21 protein-coding genes are annotated in these 25,093 nt (G+C 69.0%); 16 read left to right on the forward strand and 5 right to left on the reverse strand.

The window, feature by feature from the left end:
• Positions 1 to 108: 108 nt before the first annotated feature.
• From CVV72_RS11775 to CVV72_RS11790, 4 genes are read left to right on the forward strand one after another with little or no spacing between them, the layout of a single operon-like run.
• Positions 109 to 1,974 carry a primary-amine oxidase gene (locus CVV72_RS11775; RefSeq protein WP_219152471.1) on the forward strand — a complete coding sequence of 622 codons (1,866 nt, stop codon included), beginning with the start codon at positions 109 to 111 and terminating at the stop codon, positions 1,972 to 1,974.
• A gap of 9 nt (positions 1,975 to 1,983) precedes the next feature.
• Positions 1,984 to 2,775 carry a molybdenum cofactor biosynthesis F family protein gene (locus CVV72_RS11780; RefSeq protein ID WP_219152472.1) on the forward strand — a complete coding sequence of 264 codons (792 nt, stop codon included), beginning with the start codon at positions 1,984 to 1,986 and terminating at the stop codon, positions 2,773 to 2,775.
• A 3-nt stretch (positions 2,776 to 2,778) separates the two neighbouring features.
• Positions 2,779 to 4,413 carry an amidohydrolase gene (locus CVV72_RS11785; RefSeq protein ID WP_219152473.1) on the forward strand — a complete coding sequence of 545 codons (1,635 nt, stop codon included), beginning with the start codon at positions 2,779 to 2,781 and terminating at the stop codon, positions 4,411 to 4,413.
• Between the two features lie 41 nt (positions 4,414 to 4,454).
• Positions 4,455 to 5,042: a TetR/AcrR family transcriptional regulator gene (locus CVV72_RS11790; RefSeq protein ID WP_034306161.1), complete on the forward strand. Its 588-nt coding sequence runs from the start codon at positions 4,455 to 4,457 to the stop codon at positions 5,040 to 5,042.
• A gap of 528 nt (positions 5,043 to 5,570) precedes the next feature.
• On the opposite strand, the gene CVV72_RS11795 is transcribed toward CVV72_RS11790, so the two are convergent.
• Positions 5,571 to 6,506, reverse strand: a complete 936-nt coding sequence (locus tag CVV72_RS11795) for an alpha/beta hydrolase (RefSeq protein WP_219152474.1) — start codon at positions 6,504 to 6,506, stop codon at positions 5,571 to 5,573.
• Positions 6,503 to 7,489 (reverse strand): methyltransferase dimerization domain-containing protein, encoded by a 987-nt coding sequence (locus tag CVV72_RS11800; RefSeq protein WP_219152475.1) that lies wholly within the window; start codon positions 7,487 to 7,489, stop codon positions 6,503 to 6,505. Before CVV72_RS11800 ends, CVV72_RS11795 begins: the two co-directional genes overlap by 4 nt.
• Positions 7,490 to 7,723: 234 nt before the next feature.
• Here CVV72_RS11800 and CVV72_RS11805 point away from each other — a divergent pair, with 234 nt between their 5' ends.
• The 5 genes from CVV72_RS11805 to CVV72_RS11825 all read left to right on the forward strand — a co-directional run bounded on the left by CVV72_RS11805 (position 7,724) and on the right by CVV72_RS11825 (position 13,648).
• Positions 7,724 to 9,484: an ABC transporter ATP-binding protein gene (locus CVV72_RS11805; RefSeq protein WP_219152476.1), complete on the forward strand. Its 1,761-nt coding sequence runs from the start codon at positions 7,724 to 7,726 to the stop codon at positions 9,482 to 9,484.
• The gene (locus CVV72_RS11810) at positions 9,481 to 11,061 is read left to right on the forward strand and encodes an ABC transporter substrate-binding protein (RefSeq protein ID WP_219152477.1); all 1,581 of its coding nucleotides are present in this window, start codon (positions 9,481 to 9,483) and stop codon (positions 11,059 to 11,061) included. The genes CVV72_RS11805 and CVV72_RS11810 overlap by 4 nt, the downstream gene beginning before the upstream one ends.
• Positions 11,058 to 12,002, forward strand: a complete 945-nt coding sequence (locus CVV72_RS11815) for an ABC transporter permease (RefSeq protein WP_219152478.1) — start codon at positions 11,058 to 11,060, stop codon at positions 12,000 to 12,002. The genes CVV72_RS11810 and CVV72_RS11815 overlap by 4 nt, the downstream gene beginning before the upstream one ends.
• Positions 11,999 to 12,919, forward strand: a complete 921-nt coding sequence (locus tag CVV72_RS11820) for an ABC transporter permease (protein ID WP_219152479.1) — start codon at positions 11,999 to 12,001, stop codon at positions 12,917 to 12,919. The genes CVV72_RS11815 and CVV72_RS11820 overlap by 4 nt, the downstream gene beginning before the upstream one ends.
• 75 nt (positions 12,920 to 12,994) lie before the next feature.
• A complete protein-coding gene (locus tag CVV72_RS11825) occupies positions 12,995 to 13,648 on the forward strand; it encodes an alpha/beta fold hydrolase (protein WP_219153911.1) in 654 nt (217 codons plus the stop codon).
• A 268-nt stretch (positions 13,649 to 13,916) separates the two neighbouring features.
• Here the strand turns inward: CVV72_RS11825 and CVV72_RS11830 are convergent, their stop codons facing one another.
• Positions 13,917 to 14,858, reverse strand: a complete 942-nt coding sequence (locus tag CVV72_RS11830; protein WP_219152480.1) for an aldo/keto reductase — start codon at positions 14,856 to 14,858, stop codon at positions 13,917 to 13,919.
• A gap of 69 nt (positions 14,859 to 14,927) precedes the next feature.
• Between CVV72_RS11830 and CVV72_RS11835 the strand changes: the two genes are divergently transcribed.
• Entirely contained in the window at positions 14,928 to 15,644 is a 717-nt protein-coding gene (locus CVV72_RS11835) for an SDR family NAD(P)-dependent oxidoreductase (RefSeq protein WP_219153912.1), read from the forward strand.
• On the opposite strand, the gene CVV72_RS11840 is transcribed toward CVV72_RS11835, so the two are convergent.
• Positions 15,561 to 16,940 carry an amidohydrolase gene (locus CVV72_RS11840; protein WP_219152481.1) on the reverse strand — a complete coding sequence of 460 codons (1,380 nt, stop codon included), beginning with the start codon at positions 16,938 to 16,940 and terminating at the stop codon, positions 15,561 to 15,563. The genes CVV72_RS11835 and CVV72_RS11840 overlap by 84 nt on opposite strands.
• A gap of 50 nt (positions 16,941 to 16,990) precedes the next feature.
• Here CVV72_RS11840 and CVV72_RS11845 point away from each other — a divergent pair, with 50 nt between their 5' ends.
• Genes CVV72_RS11845 through CVV72_RS11855 form a run of 3 tightly spaced genes read left to right on the forward strand, consistent with a single transcriptional unit; the run spans position 16,991 to position 19,986 of the window.
• On the forward strand, positions 16,991 to 18,097 hold the full coding sequence (locus tag CVV72_RS11845) for a zinc-binding dehydrogenase (RefSeq protein ID WP_219152482.1): 1,107 nt from the start codon (positions 16,991 to 16,993) through the stop codon (positions 18,095 to 18,097).
• A 9-nt stretch (positions 18,098 to 18,106) separates the two neighbouring features.
• Positions 18,107 to 19,066 (forward strand): aldo/keto reductase, encoded by a 960-nt coding sequence (locus CVV72_RS11850; RefSeq protein WP_219152483.1) that lies wholly within the window; start codon positions 18,107 to 18,109, stop codon positions 19,064 to 19,066.
• Complete coding sequence (locus CVV72_RS11855; RefSeq protein WP_219152484.1) at positions 19,063 to 19,986, forward strand: alpha/beta hydrolase; 924 nt, start codon at positions 19,063 to 19,065, stop codon at positions 19,984 to 19,986. The genes CVV72_RS11850 and CVV72_RS11855 overlap by 4 nt, the downstream gene beginning before the upstream one ends.
• Here CVV72_RS11855 and CVV72_RS11860 read toward each other — a convergent pair.
• A complete protein-coding gene (locus CVV72_RS11860; protein WP_219152485.1) occupies positions 19,970 to 21,415 on the reverse strand; it encodes a GMC family oxidoreductase in 1,446 nt (481 codons plus the stop codon). The two genes, CVV72_RS11855 and CVV72_RS11860, sit on opposite strands and share 17 nt — an antisense overlap.
• A gap of 137 nt (positions 21,416 to 21,552) precedes the next feature.
• On the opposite strand from CVV72_RS11860, the gene CVV72_RS11865 reads away from it, so the two are divergent.
• The 3 genes from CVV72_RS11865 to CVV72_RS11875 all read left to right on the forward strand — a co-directional run bounded on the left by CVV72_RS11865 (position 21,553) and on the right by CVV72_RS11875 (position 25,023).
• Positions 21,553 to 22,986 carry an aldehyde dehydrogenase gene (locus CVV72_RS11865; RefSeq protein ID WP_219152486.1) on the forward strand — a complete coding sequence of 478 codons (1,434 nt, stop codon included), beginning with the start codon at positions 21,553 to 21,555 and terminating at the stop codon, positions 22,984 to 22,986.
• Positions 22,983 to 23,654: a GntR family transcriptional regulator gene (locus tag CVV72_RS11870; protein ID WP_219152487.1), complete on the forward strand. Its 672-nt coding sequence runs from the start codon at positions 22,983 to 22,985 to the stop codon at positions 23,652 to 23,654. The genes CVV72_RS11865 and CVV72_RS11870 overlap by 4 nt, the downstream gene beginning before the upstream one ends.
• 490 nt (positions 23,655 to 24,144) lie before the next feature.
• The gene (locus CVV72_RS11875) at positions 24,145 to 25,023 is read left to right on the forward strand and encodes a DUF2268 domain-containing protein (protein WP_219152488.1); all 879 of its coding nucleotides are present in this window, start codon (positions 24,145 to 24,147) and stop codon (positions 25,021 to 25,023) included.
• Positions 25,024 to 25,093 lie beyond the last annotated feature (70 nt).

The raw sequence follows: 25,093 nt of genomic DNA on the forward strand, positions 1-25,093 counted from the left end.
ATCCTCCGGTCCGGACCTTTCACGGAGGTTGGCCGTCAGTGCACCCTTCTTGTCGGCAGCCGCATGACGGCCTTTCCAGCCGAGGGCGGACCGGCAAGACTGCGAGCCATGACCAGGCCGCATCCACTCGACCCGCTGACCGCCGACGAACTCACCGCAGGCCGCGAGATCCTGGCCGCCGAGGGCCTGCTCACCGCGACCACGCGGTTCCCGGCCGTCCTGCCGGTCGAGCCCGAGAAAGGCGACGCCGCCCCAGACCGCCGTGTCCGGTACACGCTGCTGGACACCGCGACCGGGCAAGCGCGCGACGTGGTCGTCTCGCTGGCGAAGCGCGAAGTGGTCTCCAACGAGGACTGCGGCCCAGGCCAGCCCGCGTACCTGTTCGAGGAGTACGACCTCGCCGCGTCGATCACCAAGGCGTCACCGGAATGGCAGGCCGCGATGGCGCGGCGCGGGCTCGGCGACCGGATCGAGCACGCCTTCTGCGCTCCCCTGGCCCCCGGCTTCTTCGGCAGGCCCGACGAAACCGGCCGGGTCATCCGCTCGCTGACGTTCCTGCGCGACGACGCGTCCGACAGCCCGTGGGCGCATCCGGTCGAGGGCCTGATCGTGCACATCGACCTGACCGGGCAGCGCGTCATCCGGGTTGAGGACGAGGGCGACGTGCCCGTGCCGCCGGAACACGGCCGCTACGGCGACGTCCCGGCCCGCACCACCCTCAAACCGATCGAGATCACCCAGCCGGAGGGCCCGAGCTTCACCGTCGACGGGAACGAGGTCACCTGGGAGGGCTGGAAACTCCGCGTCGGCTTCAACGCCCGCGAGGGCTTGACTCTGCACCAGATCCGCTTCCAGGAGCGGTCGGTGCTGCACCGCGCGTCGGTACCGGAGATGGTGGTGCCCTACGGCGACACCGCGCCCGGCCGGTTCTGGATCAGCTACTTCGACGCGGGCGAGTACCTGCTCGGCAAGAACGGCAACGACCTGCGGCTGGGCTGCGACTGCCTCGGCGTCATCCACTACTTCCCCGCGTTCGTCGCCGACGACCACGGCCACCCGGTCGAGATCCCGCGCGCGATCTGCATGCACGAGGAGGACTACGGGATCCTCTGGAAGCACACGGATCTCGACGGCCGGGCGGAGGTCCGCCGGTCGCGGCGGCTGGTGATCTCGTCGATCTCCACCATCGGCAACTACGACTACGGCTTCTTCTGGTACCTCTACCTCGACGGCACCGTGGAGTTGGAGGCGAAGGCCACCGGCATCGTGTTCGCCGGCGCCGCGCACCCCGGCACGGACCACCCGCACGCCAACGAGATCGCGCCCGGCCTGTTCGCGCCGGTGCACCAGCACCTGTTCTGTGCCCGGCTGGACGTGGCGATCGACGGCGAACGCAACTCGCTCGTCGAGGTCGACGTCGAACAGATCCCCATGGGGGAGCGGAACCCGTACGGCAACGCGTTCACCTGGAAGGAGACCCCGCTGCGCACCGAGCGGGAGGCTCAGCGGTTCGCGGATCCGGCCAAGGCGCGGGTCTGGGAGATCCGCAGCGCGGAGCGGACGAACCGGCTCGGCAAGCCCACGGCGTACCAGCTCGTGCCGCGGCCGTCCGCGACCCTGATGGCACAACCGGAATCGACCGTCCACCAGCGGGCGACGTTCGCCACCCGGCACCTGTGGGCGACGCCGTACCGCGCGGACGAACGTTTCCCGGCGGGCGACCGGCCGAACGCGCATCCGGGCGGCGCGGGTCTCCCCGCCTGGACCGCCGCCGACCGCGACCTCACCGACACCGATCTCGTGCTGTGGCACGTGTTCGGCCCGACCCACATCCCGCGTCCGGAGGATTGGCCGGTCATGCCGGTCGACTACTCCGGTTTCTCCTTGCGTCCCTACGGCTTCCTGGACCGAAACCCGGCCCTCGATCTGCCTTCCGGCGCCGCCGACGATCACTGTTCCGCCCACGAGCACTAGGACTCATCGATGCCCGAACTGACCCTGTCCGACACGTCCACCTGGCTGCCGCTCGACGGTCTGGCCCCCGGTTTCGACGCGAACAAGGCGCCCACGGTCGGCGATCTGCACGGCCGCGCCTTCGAACTCGCCTGTGAAGACGGCACCACGTTCACCGCGGCCTTCTCCGGCACCCGCATCGAGTGGACTTACCACGGCACGGGCACCGATCGTTGCGAAACGTTCCTGGTCGACGACGACCTCTACTACGTCCAGTTCCACCCGCAGGCCCGGCAGGACGAGGCGTTCACCCTGCTGCTGGACCTGCGCCGCGGTCGCGCCCTCCTGGTGCTGAGCAAGATCGGCGACACCTCGCCCCGCGTCACGCAGTCGTTCGTGGCCGCCACGATCGGCGGTATCGAGCCGACCGGGGAATCGCTCGCCCCGACCACGTCGCTGGTCGGGCGCCGGGTGCTGTGGGTGTACAGCACCGAGCACGCCTACGAGCACGTGTACCTCAGCCCGCACTGGTACACGTGGCAGTGCCTTGCCGGTCCGGAGCGAGGTCTCGCGGACACCGACGAGAACTCGGTCTACGAGCTGCGGCCGGGTATCTACGTCTTCGCCTGGCGGGAGAAGGTGATCCCGTGCGCGTCGGTGACTGTCGCCGACCACCGCGACGCGAAGCGGTTGCGTTCGCACGGTGTCCTTTTCGGACTGGACGCCACCGGCAGCACTCCCACCCACTTCACCTTCGGCGCGCACGGCAAGCTGCTCAGCACCACCGTGCACCCCGAGGCCTACGACCCGGCCGGGAGCTGAGCCTTGACCGCCGACATCGTCCTCACCAACGCCACCGTGTACACAGTGGACGGTGCCAGGCCCTGGGCATCGTCGCTGGCGATCAAGGACGGCAAGGTGCTGTCCCTGGAGGACATCGAACGCGGGCCGAACACCGAGGTCGTCGACCTCGACGGTGCGTTCGTGATGCCCGGCCTGGTCGATGTGCACAACCACCACGCCCTCGCCGGGCGCTCGGCCCTCTTCGAGCTGAACTTCGGCGCCGACGCGGGGCTGGACGACATCCTCGCCGCGGTCCGCTCCCGGGCCGCCGGGCTCGGGCCGGACGAGTGGGTGGTCGGCGGCGCCTGGGCGTCCACTTTGGTCAGCACCCTCTCGCGGACGTCGGCCCGGCACGCGCTCGACGAGGCCGCCGGCGGACGCCCCGTCATGCTGTCCGACGACAGCAGGCACAACCGCTGGGTGAGCAGCCGGGCGCTGGAACTGGCGGGCGTCACCGCCTCGGCGCCCGATCCGGCCGGCGGTGAGATCGTCCGCGACCCCGCCACGGGCGAACCCGTCGGCGTCCTGCTCGAAGCGGCGGGCGTCGCGGTCGAGCGGGCGCTCAGCGAGACACGGACGCTCACGGTGGACCAGCACGTGGCGGCGTCGCGGCACGGGATCGGCACGCTGCACTCGTACGGCGTCACCGCGTTCCAGGACGCCGGTGTCTCCGCCGACATCCTGCGGGCACTGAAATCGCTCGACGACGCGGGCGAACTGCACGCCTGGGTCGTTTCGTCGCTGCTGATCAACGACCCGATCTTCGGTTTCGACCCGATCGGGGCACCGTTGCTGGAGGTCGCCGGGCAGTACCGGAGCGAGCACCACCGGCCGGACTTCGTGAAGATCTTCCTCGACGGTGTCCCGCCGACGCGGACCGCCGCCTTCCTGGAGCCGTACCTGCCGGATGCCGCGCACGGCGCCTGTCATCACGGCGCCACCACCATGCCGGGTGATGAACTCGTCGGCTGGTTGCGCACGGCGGCCGCGGCGGGGCTCTCGGCCAAGGTCCACTGCACCGGGGACGCGTCGGTACGCGCGACGCTGGACGCCGTCGAGAAGGTGCGTGCCGAGGGCTTCACCGAAGCGCGGTTCCAGGTCGCGCACGGCCAGTTCGTCCATCCCGACGACCTCCCCCGCTTCGCCGCGCTGGGCGTCGCCGCGGACATCTCGCCGTTCCTGTGGGTCCCCGGCGTCATCCCGGCGGCCATCGCCGAAGTCCTGCCTGGAGAGCGGGCCGGGCGGATGCAGCCGAACCGGTCGCTGCTCGACGAGGGCGCGCTGGTCGCGGGCGGTTCGGACTGGCCGGTCAGCGAGTCCCCGAACGCGTGGGAAGGCATCCACGGCCTCGTCACCCGCCAGGATCCGACCGGCACGTTCCCCGGCGCGCTGTGGCCGGAGCAGGCGATCGGCCTGGACGAGGCGATCGAGGTCTTCACGCTGGCCGCCGCCCGCGCGATGGGGCTGGGCGACGTCACCGGCTCGCTGGTCCCCGGGAAGTCGGCGGATTTCGTGGTACTGGACCGCGATCCGTTCCAGACCGATCCGTCCGCGCTCGTCAAGACCAAGGTGACGCAAACGTGGTTCGCCGGGCACCGCGTGTATCACCGCGTCTGATCTCCTACACTGGTAGAAGAACCAGTGCGGGAGGTCTGCCGATGCCGAAGATCATCGACCACGACGAGCGGCGCAGCCATATCGTCGACGTCACCTGGGATTTGATCACCCAGGGCGGGATCGAGGCCGCCACCATGCGCGAGATCGCGGCGGCCGCCGGCTTCGCCAACGGTGCGCTCAAGCTGTACTTCCCCAGCAAGGAAGACATCATCCAAGCCACCTACGAACGCGCGCTCGGCATGATGCGCGAGTACGTGGAGCTGGACGAGTTACGCGGGCTGACCGCGCTCCGCGAGCTGTGCGTCTCGTCGATGCCGATCGACGAAGACCGCATCGCCGCGGGGCGCGTCCTGCTGACCTTCTGGCAGCTTTCGCTGACCAACCCGAAACTTCAGGACAAGTACCTCGAGCACATCCGCTCGTGGCGCGGCCTGCTGCACCGGTATCTCACCGAGGGCCGGGAGGACGGCGACATCGTCACCGAAACGCCGGACGAGCAGCTGGTCGACGAGGTCGTGCTGATCAACGCCGGGGCCAACGTGATGAGCCTGGTCGCCGGGGAGTTCTCGACGATCGCCTTGCAGCGGCAACACCTCGAATCCTTCTTCGAGCGCCTCACCCGCCCCTGACACTACGTACTACCGCATTTCGTCCTCTGAATGCGGTAGTACGTAGTGCGAACGGCCGCATCCAGAGGACTAAACGCGGCGGTCGCCGCACCCTCAGACGCAACTCGCGTGATTGAAGGCGTAACTCGCGTGATCGGGCACCGATCTCGCGTGATTCAGGGCGTATCTCACGTGATCAGGCCACACACGCGAGTCTCGCCTCCCAAGCACGCGAGTTCCGGTTCTCTTGGGGGCAAGGCAGTCTGGCGTGCCGCGAAAGCCACTTTCGCGACGTCCTGTGTCCCGAAAGTGGCTTTCGCGACATGAGCCGGCCAGGTGGAAGCCTTCACGAACTCCCGGCGCAGTGGTCTGGCGTCACGGCGGTCCCGGTGTCACGAGGGCCACGCCGGCCGGTAGTGAAGGCCTCCTTCACCACCCTCAGGGTAGGCAAGGAGGCCTTCACGGACCGGGGGCACGGCGCCCAGGAAGCCACGTTTGGCCGATGGCACGCGAGATCGGCGCTGGACACCGCTGACCGCATCCAGAGGACTAAACGCGGCGGTCGAAGACCCGGGTCAGGAAGCTCGCCACGTGCCGGTGCGAGCGCGGCGAGGCCGGGAGATCCGTGTACAGGCCGTAGAACCCGTGGATCTGCCCCGAGTACCGCGTCATTTCGACGTGGGTCCCGGCGTCGGTCAGCCGCCGCGCGAACTCCTCCCCTTCGTCCCGCAGGACGTCGTACTCGGCCGTGAGCACCAGCGCCGGCGGGAGCCCGGTCAGGTCGTCGGCGCGCAGCGGCAGCAGGTACGGATCGTTCAGCTGCGCCGGATCCGACACGTACTGCTCGAAGAAGAACCGCATGGCCCCGGCGGTCATGCCGAAGCCCTCAGCGAAGTCCACATAGGACCGGAACCCGTCGTCTGGATGGCCGTACACCGGGCAGATCAGCACCTGCGCGGCCAACGGCGGGCCACCGCGGTCACGGGACATCATCGAGACCACCGTCGACAGGTTGCCGCCCGCGCTTTCCCCGCCGACCGCGATCCGTGTCCCGTCGACCGCGGGACCTGCGCCTCCCGCGGCGAGCCACTCGACGACGGCGTAGCAGTCGTCCGGGGCCGCCGGGTACGGATGCTCGGGCGCGAGCCGGTAGTCGACCGCGACGACGGCGACCTTCGCCGCGTTGCACACCGCCCGCGACGCGACCTCGTTCTCGTCGATCGAGCCGATCGTCCACCCGCCACCGTGGATCCAGACGAACGCGGGTACCGGCTCCGCGGCCTCCGGGAGGTAGACCCGCACCCGCACACCGGACGGCAGGACGTGGTCGGCCACCGAGCCGACCTCTTCGACCGACTCGGGGCGTCGCCACGACGCGGCGAAAGCGGCTCGCAGCTCGGGAGCCGTCAGCGGTCCGGCCGGAGCCTCGGAGGGTGCGCTGCGGGCCAGGAGTTCCTTGACCGCGGGATCGAGCGTCACGGTCACACCGCTTCCGCGACCAGGACCCGCGGGCTGCCCGGCAGCGCGAGCCGGTCGGTGACCCGCCAGCCCGCCCCGCTCAGCCAGCCTCGGACCTCGGCCTCCGGGTAGACGACCGTCCCGTCGATCACCAGGTACTCCCCCGCGTGCAGCGCGTCGATCGGACGCTGGACCGCGTCGTCGTCGAGGAAGAAGTCGAGCAGCAGCAGTGTCGCTCCCGGCGCGGCGGCCGCGCGGGCGTTGCGGAGGATCTCCGCGTTCTGCTTCGCGTCGAAACGGTGGACGACGTGGTTGACCATCACCAGGTCGAACTCGCCGTCGGGCCGTGCGGTGGGTGTCTCGGCGCCCACGACGGTCGCGCGCTCCGCCAGGCCCGCCTCGGCCACCGCGGTGGTGACCGACTCGGTGAAGCCCGGGTCGAAGACGAACGTGGTGTGCAGTTCGTCGTTGGCCTTCATGGCTTCGACGGCGAACGCGCTGGAGAGCCCGCCGAGGTCCAGCGCCTGGCGATGCGGGCCGAAATCGTAAGCGCCGGCCAGCATCTTCGCGTGCAGGGCGTTATACGTCATGACCCCCGCCATGAACGTGCCCCACCGCGCGTCGTCCATCTCCAGCTTGCCCGGCTCACCACTGTCGGCGGTGTGGCCGAACTGAAGCCAATGCGGGTAGCTGATCGAGTCGAGGAACGTCAGGAACGGCGCCAGATCGAGGTCGCCACCACCGAGATACTCGGCCGCGTCGGCGGCAAGCTCGTACCGTCCGTCCACACGGGACAGCAGACCCAGTGATGACATGGCGTCACCGAGGATGCGGGTGATCTTCTCCGGCTTGCCGGTCTTTTCCGCCAGTTCCGCGGCCGTCAGCGATCCCCCGGCGAGCGCGGTGAACAGGCCGATCCGGCTCGCCGCGAAGAGTTGCTTGGCCGCCATGTAGCCCACGGCGATGTCCACGATCCGCTCGGGACCGGCAGTCTTGGTCGACCCGCTCACGGGTGCCCTCCTTAGCTCGTTTCCGCCGAGAGTCTACAGGCGTAGACAAAAGAATCCAGTGCAAGTTTTCGCCCACTGCCAGGGAAAACCCGCCGGATATCAACTTCCTACATTCGTAGAATATACCCATTGACAGCACACCCGCCCAGTGTCAACATGCGTAGAACTACCCCCGCCGGAGGCCCGTTCCCCGGCAGTGCGGTCCGCTTCGGGCGGGCTCGGGAAAGGGGATTCATGACCCTGCTCGAATTACGAGAACTCACCGTCGGCGTCATCGCCGACGAAACCGAACGCGAACTGGTGCGCGAACTCTCGTTCGACCTCGACCAAGGCCGGACACTCTGCGTGGTCGGCGAATCCGGCAGCGGTAAAACGGTGACGGCCTTGTCGATCATCCGGTTGCTGGAATTCGTGGCGCCGGTGTTCACCCGCGGCGGGATCGCCGTCGACGGCGTGGACGTCACGCGGCTTTCCGCCGACGAGATGCGCGCGTACCGCGGCCCGCGGATCGGCATGATCTTCCAGGAGGCCCTGGATTCACTCAACCCGAGCCAGCGGGTCGGCAAGCAGCTGATCGAGGCCTACCGGAAGCCCGGCTCCCTTCCGCGCCAAGCCGCGCGCAAGGGCACGCCGTTGCACCGCGAGGCCGAGGCGAAGGCTCGCGGACTGCTGAAGGAGGTGGGCCTCACCGACACCGGCCGGGTGCTTTCCCTTTACCCGCACCAGATGTCGGGCGGGATGCAGCAACGCGTGATGATCGCGCTGGCGCTGATGGCCGATCCGAGCCTGCTGATCGCGGACGAGCCGACCACGGCGCTGGACGTGACCACGCAGGCGGAGATCCTCACCCTGTTCGACCGGGTCCGCCGCGACCACGGCACGGCGTGCGTCTTCATCACGCACGACATGGGCGTGGCCGCGCAGGTCGCGGACCGGATCGCGGTGATGTACCGCGGAGAACTCGTCGAACTCGGGTCCACAGAGGACATTCTGCACGCGCCGAAGCATCCCTACACCAAGGCGTTGCTCGACTGCGTCCCGCAACTCGGGGTCAGCAGACGCGACGGCTTCCCCACCATCTCCGAGGCACTGCTCGAGGCCGCGATGAACGGCGAATCGGCGGTCGCCACCGAGACCAGGGCCTTGAGCCGCGCGAAGACCGAGAACATCGGCGAGGGCACCGCACTCGTCATCGACTCCGTGTCCAAAATGTACGGACGACGCGGCCGGTTCTCCCTGAGCCGCGAACCCGAGGTGCACGCGGTCAAGGACGTCTCGCTGGAGATCGCGCCCGGCGAGTTCTTCGGCCTGGTCGGGGAATCCGGTTCGGGCAAGACCACGCTCGGCCGCCTCGTGAGCGCACTGGAAACCCCCACCGGAGGCACGATCACCTTCGGAGAGCACCGGTGCACACCAGCCGGGCTCGACGGTGACGAGCGTGCTTTCCGGCGCCGCGCCCAGCTCATCTTCCAGGACCCGCAGAGCTCGCTCGATCCCCGGCACACCGCCGCCCGGATCATCGCCGAACCCCTGCGGGAGCTCACCGGACTCCGAGGCGCCGAGCTGGACCGCCGCGTCACCGAACTGATCGACGAGGTCGGCCTCCCCTCCGACACCGCGAAGAAGCTGCCCTCGCAGCTCTCCGGCGGGCAGCGGCAGCGCGTCTCGATCGCCCGGGCGATCGCGGCCGAACCCGACCTCATCGTCGCCGACGAGCCCACCTCCGCGCTCGACGTCTCGGTGCAGGGCCAGGTGATGAACCTGCTGCTGGAACTGCGGCGCACCCGGGCGCTCAGCTTCCTGTTCATCACACACAACCTGAGCCTGGTGCTCTCCGTCGCCGATCGCGTCGGCGTGATGTACCGGGGCGAGCTGATCGAAATCGGCGAACCGGACGAGATCCGGCTCCACGCCCGGCACGAGTACACGCGCCGTCTCCTCGCGGCGAATCCCGAACTGCCCGCCCACCCCCACACTGGAGTGCGGAACCCATGAGACGAACCCTGACCAAGGCCGCGCTCGGCCTGGCGACCGTCCTGCTGATCAGCTCGTGCATGGGAGGGCAGGCCGGCAGTGGGGCCGCCGACGGTCCGCCGAAGCCCGGCGGCAATCTGAACGTCGCCGTGCCCACCGACCCGCAGTCCCTCGACATGGTCGCGAACCCCGGCCAGGTGACCGCGCATATCGGCAACATGATGTACGAGAAGCTGTTCGAGGTGGACAAGGGCTTCACCGCCCGGCCCATGCTGGTCGAGGACTACACCACCAGCCCGGACCGGCTCACCTACACCTTCAAGCTCCGCCAGGGTGTCACCTTCCACGACGGCAGTCCGTTGACTTCCGAGGACGTCGTGGCGAGCCTCAAGCGGTGGCAGCAGGTGCACCGCACCGGCCAGCTGGTCACACCGGACATCGAGGCGATCACGCCGTCCGATCCGGCGACGGTGACCATCAAGCTCAAGCAACCGCGCTATCCGCTGATCAACGAACTCGCCGGCGCGGGCACCGAGATCTACGAGGCGAAGAACCTCACCGGTGTCGCGCCGACCGGCTTCGCCAAGGACAAGGCGATCGGGACCGGGCCGTACAAGCTCAAGAGCTGGGACATCGGCCGGGAACTGGTGCTGGAGCGGTATTCCGGCTACAAGTCCCGGTCCGAAGAGGACTGGGGCGGGCAGGCGGGCGCCAAGCACGCGTACCTGGACACCGTGACCTACAAGGTGGTCTCCGACCAGGACGCGCTGATCAACGGCCTCCAGACCGGCCAGTGGGACCACATCATGCCCACGAACGACCAGTACGAGCCGCTGCGCAACAACCCGGCCGTGGTCGTGCACAATCTGCCGGGCGGTAACGACAACGTGGTGATCCCGAACTTCAACACCGGTTCGAAGTTCGCCGACCCCCGCGCCCGCGAGGCGCTGAACCTGCTGCTGGACAAGCCCGCGATCAACGCGGCCACCGGCGGCAGCAAGGACCTCACCGTCGAGACCGGCGCCTTCGCGTCGCCGGACAACAAGCAGTTCTATTCGACCGCGGGCGAAGAGGTCTACAAGGCGCACGATCCGGAGAAGGCCAAGCGGCTGCTGGCCGAAGCCGGGATCACGGCGGGCGCCACGGTCCGGATCGTCACCACGAACTCGTATCCGGAATTCGGCAAGTGGGCGGTGCTGATCCAGGACAGCCTGTCGAAGATCGGCATCAACACCAAGATCGACACCTTCGACTTCGCCACCATGCTCGGCACGCTGACCAAGGAACCGGGCGGCTGGGACATCACCACGCTGTTCTTCGACTCGGCGCTGACCTCGCCCGCGCAGATGCCCGCGCTCACCCTGGGCACGCTGAACGGCTCGTCCTCACCCGAACTCGACGCGCTCATGGCCGAGTTCAACGCCTCGACCACGCCGGAACAGGCGAAGGTGGTGGTGGACAAGCTCCAGGCGTTCACCTGGAAGCAGCTGTCGGTGATCACCCTGAGCCAGTCGAAGCTGTACGCGGCCTACTCCCCCAAGCTCAAGGGCTACGGCGACTTCTACCGCGTCTTCTGGAACACCTGGCTGGCGTCATGACCGGTCTGCTGCTGCGCAGGCTGCGCGATCTGGTGATCATCCTGGTGATCGTCGGGACGATGATGTTCTTCGTCATCCGGCTGATCCCCGGCGACCCGGCGCAGGCCATCCTCGGCCCCACCGCGCGACCGTCCGATGTGGACGCGTTGCGGGAGAGCATGGGGTTGAACGGGACGCTCTGGGAGCAGTACTTCAGCTGGGCCGGGAACGTGCTGCGTGGCGACTTCGGCACGTCGATCACGTACCACGCGCCGGTGCTCGGCGTGGTCGCCGACCACATCCTGCCGACGCTGACCCTGGCCGTGCTGTCGACGGTGATCAGCTTCTTCCTCTCGGTCGCGATCACCTCGTGGCAGGCGGTGTCGCCGCGCAATCCGGTGGCGCGGGCGCTGGACCGGCTCTCCGCGCTGGGTATGGCGATGCCGGACTTCTGGATCTCGCTGATGCTCGTGCTGGTGTTCTCGGTGACACTGCGCTGGTTCCCTTCCAGCGGCTACGAGAACCTGTTCACCGACCCGGCGACGGCGGTGCCCGCCCTGGTGCTGCCACTGACCGTGCTGGTCATCGGCCAGACCGCGTTGTTCGTGCTCACCCTGCGTGAAAGCCTGCTCGGTGAGCTGCCGCTGGCCTATCTGCGGACCGCGCGGGTGAAGGGCCTGTCCGAGCGGCAGGTCATGACCAAGCATGTCCTGCCGAACGCGCTGATGCCGCTGATCACTCAGCTGGGCAGCAACTTCGCCATGCTCGTCGGCGGGATCGTGATCATCGAGTCCATCTTCGTCGTGCCGGGGCTGGGCCATCTGCTGATGGGTGCGGTGTCGACCCGCGACTTCCCGCTCATCCAGGGTGTGACGCTGTTCGTCGCGGTGCTGTTCGTGCTGGTCAACCTACTGGTGGACCTTTCGTACGCGCTGCTCGACCCGAAGGTGCGTGTCTCGTGAGCGTGGCTCTCGTGGAAAAGACGTCGCCGGTGCGCGAGCCGCGCCCGGCGGGCCGTGCGGCCAGGGTGTTCCGGCGGAACCGGATGCTCGTGATCACCACGGCCGTGCTGGCGGTGATCGTCCTGACCGTGATCGTGCTGCCGTTCTTCCTGCCGAGCGTCAGCGCGACCGACCCGGTCAACCGGCTGCTGCCGCCCTCGGCCGCGCATCCGCTCGGCACGGACTCGTTCGGCCGCGACGTGCTCGCCCGGCTGGTCTCCGGCGGCCGCGCGTCGCTGGGGCTGTCCGCCCTGATCACCCTGTGCGCGGCTTTCACCGGTCTGGTGATCGGGCTGATCAGCGGGTTCTTCCGTGCCGCCGACGCGGTGCTGATGCGGGTGATGGACGCCTGGATGTCGTTCCCGGCGATCATCCTCGCGATGGCGCTGGCGATCTCACTCGGCGCGAGCATCTGGACCGAACTGATCGCGCTGACCGTGATCTTCACGCCGTTCACCGCCCGGGTCATCCGCAGCCGGGTGCTCGGCATCGCCGGTCGCGCCTATATCGGTGCCGCCCGCGTTTCGGGGATGAACCGATGGAAGATCCTCGTCGTGCACGTGTTCCCGAACGTGCTGCCGCTCGCGCTGGTGCAGGTGGTGATCCTGTCCGCGGCGGCGATGCTCGTGGACGGGGCGATGAGCTTCCTCGGTCTCGGTATCGCTCCCCCGACCCCGACCTGGGGCAACATGATCGCCGAAGGCCGGTCGTATCTGGTGCAGGCGCCCTGGCTGGTGATCGTGCCCGGCGTGACGATCATGGTGTGCGTGTTCCTGCTGAACCTCATCGGCTCCTCGCTGCGGATCGCCGTCGACGCCCGCGCGCGGACGTTGAGCGAAATGCAGCGCCTGCGCACCCGCCGCCCCTCCGGCAGCTGAGAAAGGATCCCGTTGTCTGCCACTACTTCCTTGGCCGTGCGCCGTTTCGCTCCCGAAACCGTCTCGGGACCGCCGATACTGCTGGTACACGGATTCGCCTCCGACGGCCACACCGACTGGATCACCACCGGGTGGCCCGCCGCGCTCACCGCCGCGGGCCGCGAGGTCCTCATACCCGACCTTCCCGCACACGGCTCCAGCCCGGCCCCCTCGGGACCGCTCGGTGCGGCCGCGATCACTGCCGAACTGACCCGGCTGGTCTCGGGTCTGTCCGAAGTGGACGTTGTCGGGTATTCGCTGGGCGCGCGGCTGGTCTGGGAGCTGCCCGCGCAGGCTCCGGTCCGGCGGCTCGTGCTCGCCGGCGTGAGCCCTTTCGAACCTTTCGGCGCCGTCGACGTCGCCGCCGCGCTGGCTTTCGCCGGCGGCGGCAAGGCACCGTCGGATCCGCTGACCGGGATGATCGCGCATATGATCACCGCGCCGGGACGGAATCCCGCCGCGCTCGCGCGGTGCATCGAAGACCTGCGTGCGGAGCCCTTCGCGCCGGTGGCCGGTGCGGTCTCCGTGCCTACCCGCTTCGTGGCGGGCGTGGAGGATCCGGTGAGCCAGGGCATCGAGACGTTGGTGGAGCTGGTGCCGGGATCCTCGCTGGTGCGGGTGCCCGGGGACCACGGCGGGGCGCTGCGGAGCCCCGAGTTCAAGGCCGCGGTGCTGGAGTTCCTCGGCTGAGGTCGCGCTTGGTCGTTCAGGACATCCGGAAAGCGGCAGGCGGCTTCGGCGACGTTGCGAAAGCCACTTTCGCAACGTTGAAGGTTGCGAAAGTGGCTTTCGCAACGCGCCCTCCCGGGTCTTCCCCCAACGCCGCCCGAGGCACTACCGATGCCATGAACGGGCCGTTCCTTGCGAAATTTGCAAGGAACGGCCCGTTCATGGCGCTCCGCCAGGCTCACGCCACAGAGACTCGGGTCCGTCGCTCCCGCCGCTGCGATGAAGGCGGTCAGAAGGTCCCGTCGGCCGCGACCGCGCGGTCCAGCCAGAGATCCTCCAGAGCATCCCGCACCTCAGCACCCCGGGAAGCCGCCAGCGCGGCGGCGCCCAGGTTGTCCTCCAGTTGCGCGAGACGGCTCACCCCGAACAGCACGTTCGCCACCGGCGCGTAAGCGAGGCAGAACGCCAGGGCCAGCTGCGAAGGACTCACCCCGAAGTCCCCGGCCACGGCAGCGACCCGCGCAGCGGCCGCACGGATCGACTCCCGGATCCCGCCCGGATCGGCGCCGATCTTCCGCGACGGGGTCTTGCCGAGCAGAACGCCACCTTCGAACACGTCGGACGCCTGCAACGTCAACCGTCCCGCCTCGAAATGCGCGCCGTAGAAAGGACCTTCCGCCATCGAGCGTCGCGCGACGCTGTACTTCAGCTGCGCGAATCGCGGAGCCGGAAGCCCTTCGCGGGAAGCGAACTCCAGTGCCCGGTCCAGATCCGCGGCCTGCCAGTTGTTGACCCCCCAGACGTCGAAGCGGCCGAGGCGGATCTGTTCGGCCACCTCGGTGACGATCCGCGGGATGTCCGGGCGTTCGAAGTAGTCGCCGACCACGACGGCTTCCGCGCGCTCGACGCCGACGCGGTCGAACGACGTCGCCAGCTGCTCGGCGAAACCGGTGTTCGGGTAGTCCCAGAGCCAGAGTTTCCCGCAAAGCTGGTATTCGTCGCGCTTGATCCCCGCGGCACGGATCGCCTCGCCGAAGAGCAGGTCGGTGCGCGACTGCTCGGCATGCGGCCCCATGTCGTAGTGGGCCACGTCGAAAAGCGTGACCCCGGAGTCGATCGCGTACCGGAGCAGGCGCACCGCGTCGTCGAAGTCCATGCGGTCCCACGTGTTCCAGGATCCCAGGCTCAGCGCCGAAGTGGCGAAGCCCAGTCCGTTCTGCTTCTCGTCCACGAGATTTCCTTTCACTGGCAACGGAAACAAGTTTTAGTCTACGATCGTAGAATGAACAAGAGACTTGTCTTGGTGACCGGCGGTGCCAGTGGCATCGGCCGCGGAGTCGCCGAAGCCTTCCAGTCCGCGGGTGACCGCGTGATCATCGCCGACGTCGACGTCCGCGCGGCGCACGACCTGGCCCGCGAACTCGGCGCCGAGCACGTCGAACTCGACATCTCCGACCCCGGATCGGTCGACGCGGCGCTGGCGCTGGTCACCGATCGGTTCGGCCCGGTGGAGGTCCTGGTCAACAACGCCGGCCTGGCCGGGGGCGGCGGACCGTTGGTGGGCTTGGACATCGGCGTCTTCGACCTGTGCATGCGGGTGAACTTCCGCGGCACCTTCCTGATGACGCGCGCGGTCGGCGCGCACATGCTGGAAGCGGGCACCCGGGGCGCCATCGTGAACATCACCTCCATCGGCGCCCGGCAACCCACCCCGGGACTAGGCCACTACGAGGCCACCAAGGCCGCGGTCGAGGCGCTCACGCGCTCGGCCGCGCTCGAACTGGCACCGCACGGCATCCGCGTCAACGCCGTCGCGCCGGGGCCGGTGCTCACCCCGATGACCGCCGGTTTCGCCTCGGACACCGCCGCCCGCGCGGCGTGGGAAGCGAGGATCCCGCTGGGAACCATCGCTTCCGTCGCCGACGTGGTGCCGTCAGTCCTGTTCCTCGCCTCCGCCGACGCCGGCCATCTCACCGGGGTGAGCCTCCAGGTCGACGGCGGACAACTGCTCACCTGAGTACACGACGCGGCCGCCGGACACGGTGAGTTCGACACCGACGTCCGGCAGGTCCGCGAATCCGACTTCCAGCGGGTTCGCGGCCAGCACACAGAAATCCGCGACGCGGCCCACGGTCAGCGAGCCCTTCCAGTCCGCCGCACCGTCCTGCTCGGCGGCCGCGACCGTGTAGCAGCGCAGCAACCTGGCCATCAGCGCGGCGTCCACTTCGGACGATTCCAGCATCCGGGCGGCCGCCGCGATGTGCACCCGCCAATCGGGAGTCACCACCGGCGCGTCACTGCTCAAGGTCAGCGGGACACCTGAAGCCAGCATCTCCGCCAAGGGCCAGGCACGGGCACCGACCTCGGCGCCGAGCGCGTCCACCAGCATTCCCCGCATCGCCACCGCGATCGCGGGCTGCGTGGTGAGGCCGACGCCCGACGAAGCCATTCGCGCCAGTTGATCCGCCGTCACCAGGTCGCCGTGCACGAGGTGGTCACCACGGCGAAGCGAGCCGAGCGCGGCTTCGATACTGCGATCCCCCGTGGCGTGCACCGCCACCGTCATCCCGGCGTCGTGGGCGAGCCGGATCATCGCGGCGAGGTTGCCCGCACGGCCAGGATCGTCGTCCCCATCCACGAGCAGTGCTCCGTGCGAACCGTCGGCGTAGCAGTGATGCGTCCACGCGGACCGCATCGGCGGGATGCCGTCGGCGAAGATCTTCACACCGGGCACGGTGAGCCACAACGGATTCGCGGTCGGCGCCGGAATCGCCAGCCCGCGCCGGAAGTCCGCCAGCGAACTGGCGCCGTCGAGCAGGCCGAACAGCCGCAGCGCGGTCACCCTCGCGCGCAGGAGCCCTTCATTGGCCAGCCTCGCGTACTCCTCCAGCACCTCGGCGCTGAAACATCCGGTTTCGCCAGGCCCCAGACCGGGTTCGGTGTAACTCGTGATGCCCAGCGACGCGCACAGCTCGCCCGCGCGCAGGATGGCTGCCCGCCGTTCGGCCTCGGTGCGCACCGTTTTTTCTTCTCCCCCGGTGAATCCGGCACCGCCGATGAGCGTGTCCGGCCACCGCGCGCCGAGCCAGGTCGCATGAAGGTGCGAATCGTTGATGCCGGGGAGAGCGGTTCTTCCCGACAGGTCGATCACCTCGGTCTCCGGGCCGATGTGGTCCAGCGCGACATCGCCGAGGGCGACGATCCGGTCGTCACGCACCGCCATCGCCCGCACGACGGTGTCCGCCGGGTCGAAGGTGAGCACAGGACCGCCGCGAACCACGAGTGAAGCGGGGCGAATACGTTGCGACGGCATGGTTTCCTCCAGGATCTGGACTTTTTCTCCTACGACTGTAGACTAAAAAGATGGTCAACAGAACCGAAGCGGCGGTGCTCACCGAACACGGCTCCGCGCTCACCTTGCGGGACCTGCCGCTGCCCGAGGAGCCGGAACCGGGCGCCGCGCTGGTCCGGATCACCTGCACCACCCTGTGCGGCACCGACGTGCATCTCTGGTCCGGCCAGATGACCTTCCCCGGCATGCTCCCGATGGTGCTGGGCCACGAAATGGTCGGCGAGGTGCTGGCCGTCGGGCCGGGTACCACCGACACGCTCGGCCGCGAAATCGCCGAGGGCGACCGTATCGGCTGGTCCGAATCGACCTGTGGAAAGTGTCACGGCTGCACGATCTTGCGTGAACCGGTCGCCTGCGAGAAGCGCGGATACGGCTTCCTCCAGCGTTCCGACGTCTTCCCGTACGCCACCGGCGGGCTCGTGCGCCACTGCTACGTGACTCCTGGCGCGGCGAAACTTCTTCTCCCCGACGACGTCAAGGACACTTGGGCCTCGATGTCGGGCTGCGCGGGCAAAACCGTGCTGCGAGCCGTCTCGCGATCGGGCGGGATCCGTCCCGGGGCGACCGTCGTCGTCCAGGGCGCGGGCGCGCTGGGCGTGTTCGCCACCGCGGTCGCGCGGATCTCCGGCGCGGGCGACGTGATCACCATCGGCGGTCCCGCCGACCGGCTGAAGGTCGCCGGGCGGTTCGGGGCCACAGCGACGATTCCGGTCGACGGGACCACCGTCGAAGACCGCGTCGAACGGGTCAAGGAACTCACCGGCGGCCGGGGCGCCGACCACGTGTTCGACTTCGCCGGCGGGCCCACCATCGGCGAAGAGGCCGTCGCCTTCGCCGCCCAGCGCGGGACGGTCGCGATCGTCGGTTCCACCGGCCCCACGCCCTCCCCCGTCGCGCTGGGCACCGTGATGGGCAAGGAACTCACGGTCGTCGGCTCGCTCAACGGCGACATCGCCGATTACCACCGTTCGGTGGACTTCTTCCGCACGTTCGCCGACCGGCTGCCATGGGACGAGTTGTTCAGCGCGCCCGTCGGTCTTTCCCAAGCCTCGCAGAGCGTCGAGTCGATGGCGCGGCTCGGCGAACTCAAGGCCGTCATCGATCCCCGCCTGCCCTAGGAGACCTCCATGACCGTCATCCCTCAGCGCCGGATCGGCCGCGACGGGCCGCTCACCGGCGTGCTCTCGCTCGGCTCCTGGCACACCTACGACCGGATGGACTTCCGCGAGGCGGTGAACCTGGTCCGCACCGCGGTCGATTCCGGGATCACGCTCTTCGACGTCGGCGTCTACGGATTCCCCGGCGCCACACCGGTCTTCACCGACGTCCTGTTCTCCGCCATGGTCCGCGCGGCCGGGCTCAAGCGGGAGGAGTACCTGCTCTCGGCCAAGCTGTGGCTGGAGGGCTATCCGGAACACAACCTCCGCGACCAACTGGACAACGCGTTGTTCCGCGCCGGAGTCGAGCACGCCGATCTGGTGGTCCTGGGTGATCTCCGCCGCGACGACACCGATCTGCACCAGCTGGTGCTGGATTTGAACGAGCTCCGGGAGGCGGGGCTCATCCGGCAGTGGGGTGTCAACAACTGGTCCGCCGGCACGATCCGGGCCCTGCACGATTTCGCGGCGGCCGAGAACGTGCCCGGGCCCGCGATCGCACAGCTGAAGTACAGCGTCGCGCGACGGTCCATTCCGGACGGTGACCCCTTCAAGACGGTCTTCGGCGAACTCGGGGTGACACTCCAGTCGTCGGACATCTTCGAGGGCGGGATCCTGCTCGGCAAGAACAGCGGCGCGCGCCAGGTCGGCCGTGACCCCGGCGACATCCGCGAACGCATCGCCGCCTCCGCCCCGGAACTGGCGAAGATCGCGGCCGGAGTGGACTCGACACCCGCTCAGCTGTGCCTCGCGTTCACCCTCACGCACCCGGCCAACACGACCACGCTCTTCGGTGCGACGAGCACCCGGCAGCTCAAGGACAACCTGGGCGCCGTCGGCCTCGTCGAACGCGTGGGCGCGGAACAGCTCCGCGAACTCGTCGAGCCGTACTGGGCCGACCGGGGCGTCGTCGATCCGGAGGGACCGTGACGGCCTTCGATCCCAAACTCGCCGAAGCCCTGACCGGGCTGCCGTCCGGACCGCCGCTGAGCGCCGATTCGCTGGCGGAGATCCGGCGGGCGATGGCCGACGGGAACCTGAGTTGTGCCGAGGCGGTCGGCGACCGGGATCTCGTCTGGGAAGACCGGCGGGTCCCCGGCACCGACGTGATCGTCACGATCGTCAAACCGAGGGACGCCAGGAATGCGCCGGGGTTCTACAACATCCACGGCGGCGGCATGGTGTTGGACGACCGGTTCGCCGACCTGCCCAGAATGGTCGCCCTCGTCGAGGAATTCGGGTTCGTCGCGGTGACCGTGGACTACCGGCTCGCCCCCGAGCATCCGCATCCGGCGCCGATCGAAGACTGTTACGCGGGCTTGACGTGGATGGTCGAGCACGCGGACGAGCTCGGCTTCGACCCGGGCAGGCTGATCGTCGGCGGCGGCAGCGCCGGAGGCGGGCTCAGCGCGGGCATCGCCCTGCTGGCCAGGGATCGCGGTGGACCGGCGCTGGCCGGTCAGCTCCTGCTGTGCCCGATGATCGACAGCCGCAACGACTCGGCGTCCACGGTGGAATTCGCCGAACGCGGGGTGTGGGGCCGGGCGGCCAACGAGTTCGGCTGGCGGTCGCTCCTGAATGGACAGACCTCGCCGTACGCCGTTCCGGCCACCGCGACCGATCTCACCGGACTCCCGCCCGCCTTCATCGAGGTCGGCGCGGCCGAGATCTTCCGCGACGAGGACGTCGAGTACGCGCGGCGGCTCTGGCAGGCGGGCGTGCCCACCGAACTGCACGTCTGGGCGGGCGCATACCACGGCTTCGACCGGATCGCCCCGGACAGCGAGGTGACCCGGGCCGCGCTCGCCGCCCGGGCCTCCTGGCTGCGCCGCACTATCGGCCGAGCATGAACCGGGCCGCCTGCTCGCCGACCAGCACCGCCGGCGCGTTGGTGTTGCCCGTGGTCACCCGCGGCAGCACCGACGCGTCGGCGATCCGGAGCCCGCTGATCCCGTGCACGGCGAGCTCCGGATCGACCACGGAATCCGCGTCGGTGCCCATCCGGCAGGTCCCGACCTGGTGGTGATAGGTGATCGCGGTACGCCGGACGTACTCGCGGACATCGGCCTCCGGCCCCGGATACAGCTCACGGGCACCCCAGTCGTCGGCCAGCGCGGACGCGCGGCCGATCTCCCGGCACTGTTCGACCGACGCGACCAGGCTCTCGAAGTCGGCCGGATGCTCCAGCGCGGCGAGGTCGATCAGCGGTTCGTCGAGCGGGCTCGGCCCCGAAAGCCGGAGGCTGCCCCGGCTGCGCGGGGTGACCATGCCCGCCATCAGCGAGAACCCGGTGTCCGGGCCGGTCATCCACGACTCGTACATCGGCACGCTGAAGTGGATCGGCTGGGTGTCGGGCACTTCCAGACCAGGGCGGCTGCGCCAGAACAGGTGGGTCTGCGTGACCGAGCGGCCGGGCGCGGGCGGATCGACCCGACGGCGATCGGTCGCGAAGATGACCGGCGACAGCAGGTGATCGTGCAGGTTCTTCCCGACGCCCGGCAGCTCCGCGACGACGTCGATACCGTGCACCTCCAGCTCGTCGACCGGGCCGACCCCACTGCGCAGCAGAATCGCCGGGGACGCCAGCGCGCCGGCGGCGAGCACGACCTCGTCGGCGAAGACCTTGCGCAGTTCGCCGTCGACCTCGGCCAGCACGCCGGTCACCTTGTCACCCTCGAAGAGCAACCGGTGGACGAGCGCTCCCGTGTGGACGGTCATCCGATCCGTCGCGGGTTGCCCGTACGCGAGCCAGGTGTTGAGCCGTTTGCCATCGCGAGTGGTGACGCGCTGCACTGACACGCCGTCGAGCTCGTCGCCGTTGTAGTCCGGATTGAACGGCAGCCCGATCTGCCCGGCGGCGTCCACAATGGACTGCTGGATCGGGTGCAACGGCTCGTTCGGCACGACGTCGAGCAGATCCTTCTCGATCCGCTCGTACACCGGGCGCACGTCGTCCCACCGCCAGCCGGGCAGGTCCCAGCCGTCGTAGTCGGCCGGGGCGCCGCGCACCCAGATCATCGCGTTGAGCGAATGCGAACCGCCGAGCACCTTGCCGCGTGGCAGATGCAGCCGCCGGTTCGCCGCGTGCGGCTGCGGCACGGTGTAGTAGTCCCAGTCCTCCGGGCCGTGCCACAGCTCTCCGGCCCGCGAAGGGTCGTGAATGGCCGGGTTGGTGTCCGGCCCGCCCGCTTCGAGCAGGGTGACCCAGGCCCCGGAATCGGCCAGTCTCCTGGCGACCACCGAACCGGCCGAACCCGCTCCCACCACGATGACGTCCATGTCCCCCACCCTCGCAAGGCGCGACGGCGTCCGGCGGATTCGGTTCGCTGGCCGACAATCGGCGTGCCCTGGCGGGCAAGACCGGAGACCTCGTGGCGCCCGATACTCGATCACACACCGGTCGAGGGGAGCCAGCCATGGCCACACGCCTGTTCATCGACGGACAGTGGACCGCCGCGGGAGGCGGGTCGCTGCCGACGTACGATCCGGCCACCGGCCAGGTGATCGAGGAGGTCGGCACCGCGTCGGCCGCCGATGTCGACGCCGCCGTCGGTGCCGCGCGGAAGGCACTGAACGACCCCGCCTGGGCGGGACTGCTGCCGGTCCAGCGGGCCGCGCTCCTGTTCAAGCTGGCGTCACTGGTCGACGAGCACCACGAGGAGCTGGCCGCGCTCGAGACGCGCGACCAGGGCCAGCCGATCGGCATCTCGCGCCAGGTCAGCGTCACCGGCGCGGCGGAGCACCTGCGGTACTTCGCGGGCTGGGTGACCAAGATCCAGGGCACCACCAACCCGGTGTCCTTCCCGGACACGCTGCACTACACCCGCCGCGAGCCGGTCGGGGTGAACGCGCTGATCACGCCGTGGAACTTCCCGCTGATGATCCTGGTGTGGAAGCTCGCGCCCGCGCTGGCCACCGGCAACACCGTGGTGGTCAAGCCCAGCGAGGTCACCCCGCTGACCAGCATCCGGCTGGTGGAGCTCGTGGACGAGGCCGGGTTCCCGCCGGGGGTGGTCAACCTGGTCACCGGTGACGGTGCCGTCGGCGCGCTCCTGAGCAGGCACGACGACGTCGACCATCTGTCCTACACCGGGTCGACCGCGGTCGGGAAACTGATCACGGCGGCGAGCGCGGAGTCGAATCTCAAACGCCTCACCCTCGAACTCGGCGGCAAGGCACCCAGCATCATTTCCGGCGACGCGGACATCGACGCCGCCGTCGCGGGCAACCTCGCGGGCGCGACGCTGAACAGCGGTCAGGTCTGTGCCGCGTACACCCGGTTCTTCGTGGACCGCAAACGCGAACAGGAGTTCGTCGCGAAACTGGCCGCCGGGCTGGAAGGCCTCAAGGTCGGGCCGGGGCTGGACGAATCCTCCCAGCTCGGCCCCCTCGTGTCCGCGAAGCACCGCGAGCACGTGGACTTCCTCGTCTCGACCGGCAACGAGCAGGGGGCGGAGCTGGTCACCGGCGGCAAGCCCGTCGACCGCGACGGCTACTTCTATTCCCCGACGTTGTTCGCCGGTGTCGCCGACGACATGACGATCATGCGTGAGGAGATCTTCGGCCCGGTCCTGGCCGTCACCGCCTACGACGATCCGGACGAACTGCTCGCCCGGGCGAACGACACCGAATACGGGCTCGCGGCCACCGTGTGGACCCGCGATCTGGGTGTCGCGCAGCGGTTCGCCAACGGCATCCGGGCGGGCGCGGTGTTCGTCAACATGCCGCCGATCCCCGACATGGCGGCGCCTTGGGGCGGCTACAAGGCTTCCGGCTGGGGCCGCGAGATGGGGCCATGGGCGATCGACGCGTACACCGAGATCAAATCCGTCTGGCTGCACTACTCGTGACCGCGGGCGACGCGGTCAACTCGACCGCGATGAGCAAATCGCAGATCGCCTATCACTGGATCAAGGCGAGGATCGACGATGGCACCTTCTCCCCCGGCTACCGTCTCGTGTTCGGGCAGATCGCCCAGGAACTCGGGGTCAGCACCGTGCCCGTGCGCGAGGCGGTCCGGCGGCTGGAGGCCGAGGGACTGGTGACCTACGAACACAACATCGGCGCGCAGGTCGCGATGGCCGACGAGAGCGACTATCAGCACACCATGCAGACACTCGCGCTGGTCGAAGGCTACGCCGCCGCGCTGGCGGCGCCGTCCCTTCCCGGCGAGGCGCTCGACCAGGCCAAGGGACTCAACGCGGAACTGACCGCCTGCCTGGCCAACTTCGAGCCGTCGCGGTTCACCGCGCTGAACCGCGACTTCCACCGCGTCCTGTTCGGCACCTGCCCCAATCCGCAGGTACTCGACCTGGTCAACCGCGGCTGGAACCGGCTGGCCGGGCTGCGCACGTCGACGTTCAGTTTCGTCCCCGGCCGCGCCCACGAATCCGTCCAGGAGCACCAGAAGATCCTCGACCTGTTCGACCGGAACGCGCCCGCCGGGGAGATCGAGCTGGCGGTGCGCGAACACCGGTTGACGACCTTGGAGACGTTCCTGGCCTGGCGGCACCCTTAAGCGTTTCCCCGACGGCTCAGTGGCCGATTGGTGGCCATATGGACGGCTTCGAGAGCCTTGGCGGCAACGCGCCGGACTGACAGGACCGCTGGTCCGGTGGATGCTTCTGTGGGCAGGTTCGCGCGAGGGTCGTGAGTGGTGAGGAGCGTTAGAACGACACTTATCACTCACGACCTCCTCGCGCCGGGGCGGGCAGGCGAGCACCGCCAGCAGTGTCCGGCGCATCATGATCACGACGCTGGAAGCGGGCGGCGGCCGCGGATTCTCTCTGGTCCGGGCTCAGCGTCCGCCGGCCGGGCAAGCTTCGGTGCGGCGCCCGGCCCGCCTGGTCGGAATCGGCCCATGCGATCGCCGGGCGGAAAGCGGTAGCGAAGTCTCCGCCCGGTGAGCGACCCCGGGCGACCTAGTCGCGAAACCCTCTTCGCGACCCTTGCCTCGTCTCGCGCGAGGACTTGAGTCTCCACCCACTGGAGGCTTTACCGTCGTTCCCATGACGATCACCGTTCTCGACACCTACCCCGCGATGCGAGCGATCCTGCGTGCGCCGCGGGCGGACCGCGCCGCGATGCTCAAGGCGATGGTCGAACCCGCCGCCGGGATGTACCGCTACTTCCCCGGCGAGGTGGACCTCGTCGCGATGCACGCGATGGGTTCCGGATTCCCGCTCGACCGCGACGAGAACCTCTGTCTGGAGGCGCTCGAAGCCCTTCATGAAGCGGACGCCTGGAGCCGGATCCAGCGGGCTCTCGACGATGCCGTCGCCACACAGCTCGCCGCGACACCCGGGCTGACCGTCCCGGACATCACCGTCCTCACCGTGCTGGGTGATCCCGGCGACGGGCATTTCCTGGGCCCGAACCTGGGAATGACGGCGAACGGCAGCGTGTCCGGCTACATCCTCCTCAACTTCTGGCCGTATCCGGAGAATCTGACGCGGCTGGAGGCCACCGCGGTCCACGAGCTGAACCACAACCTGCGCTACAGCCCCGGAGGGGTGATCTGGGACCCGGCGACGGTCACCGTCGGCGAGCAGATCGTGTCCGAGGGACTGGCCGACGCGTTCGCCCGTCAGCTGTACGGCGACGAACTCGGCTACGCCCGCATCGGTGTGCCGCATCTGCACGACGACGCCGTGTTCGCGAAGGTCGTGTCCGGGCTGGAGATCACCGGCATGCGGAACTTCACGGCGTGGGTGCACGGCGACGAGACCGCCGTCCGCTACGGCGCCACCCCCGTCGGCCTGCCGACCGGTGCCGGGTACGCGGTCGGCAACCGGCTCGTCGACGCCTACCTGGCCGCCACGGGCCGGACCGCCGCGGAGGCTCTGCTGGCGGACCGCCGCGACGTCATCGACACCGCCCTCGCCTAGGCGCTGTCCTGTAAGTCATGTTCGCGGTCTCCGCACCCAGGTGTCGCGAAAGCCGCTTTTGGGACATCAG

The organism is Amycolatopsis sp. TNS106 (genome assembly GCF_019330265.1).
In the GTDB taxonomy this organism is placed as follows: Bacteria; Actinomycetota; Actinomycetes; order Mycobacteriales; family Pseudonocardiaceae; genus Amycolatopsis; species Amycolatopsis lurida.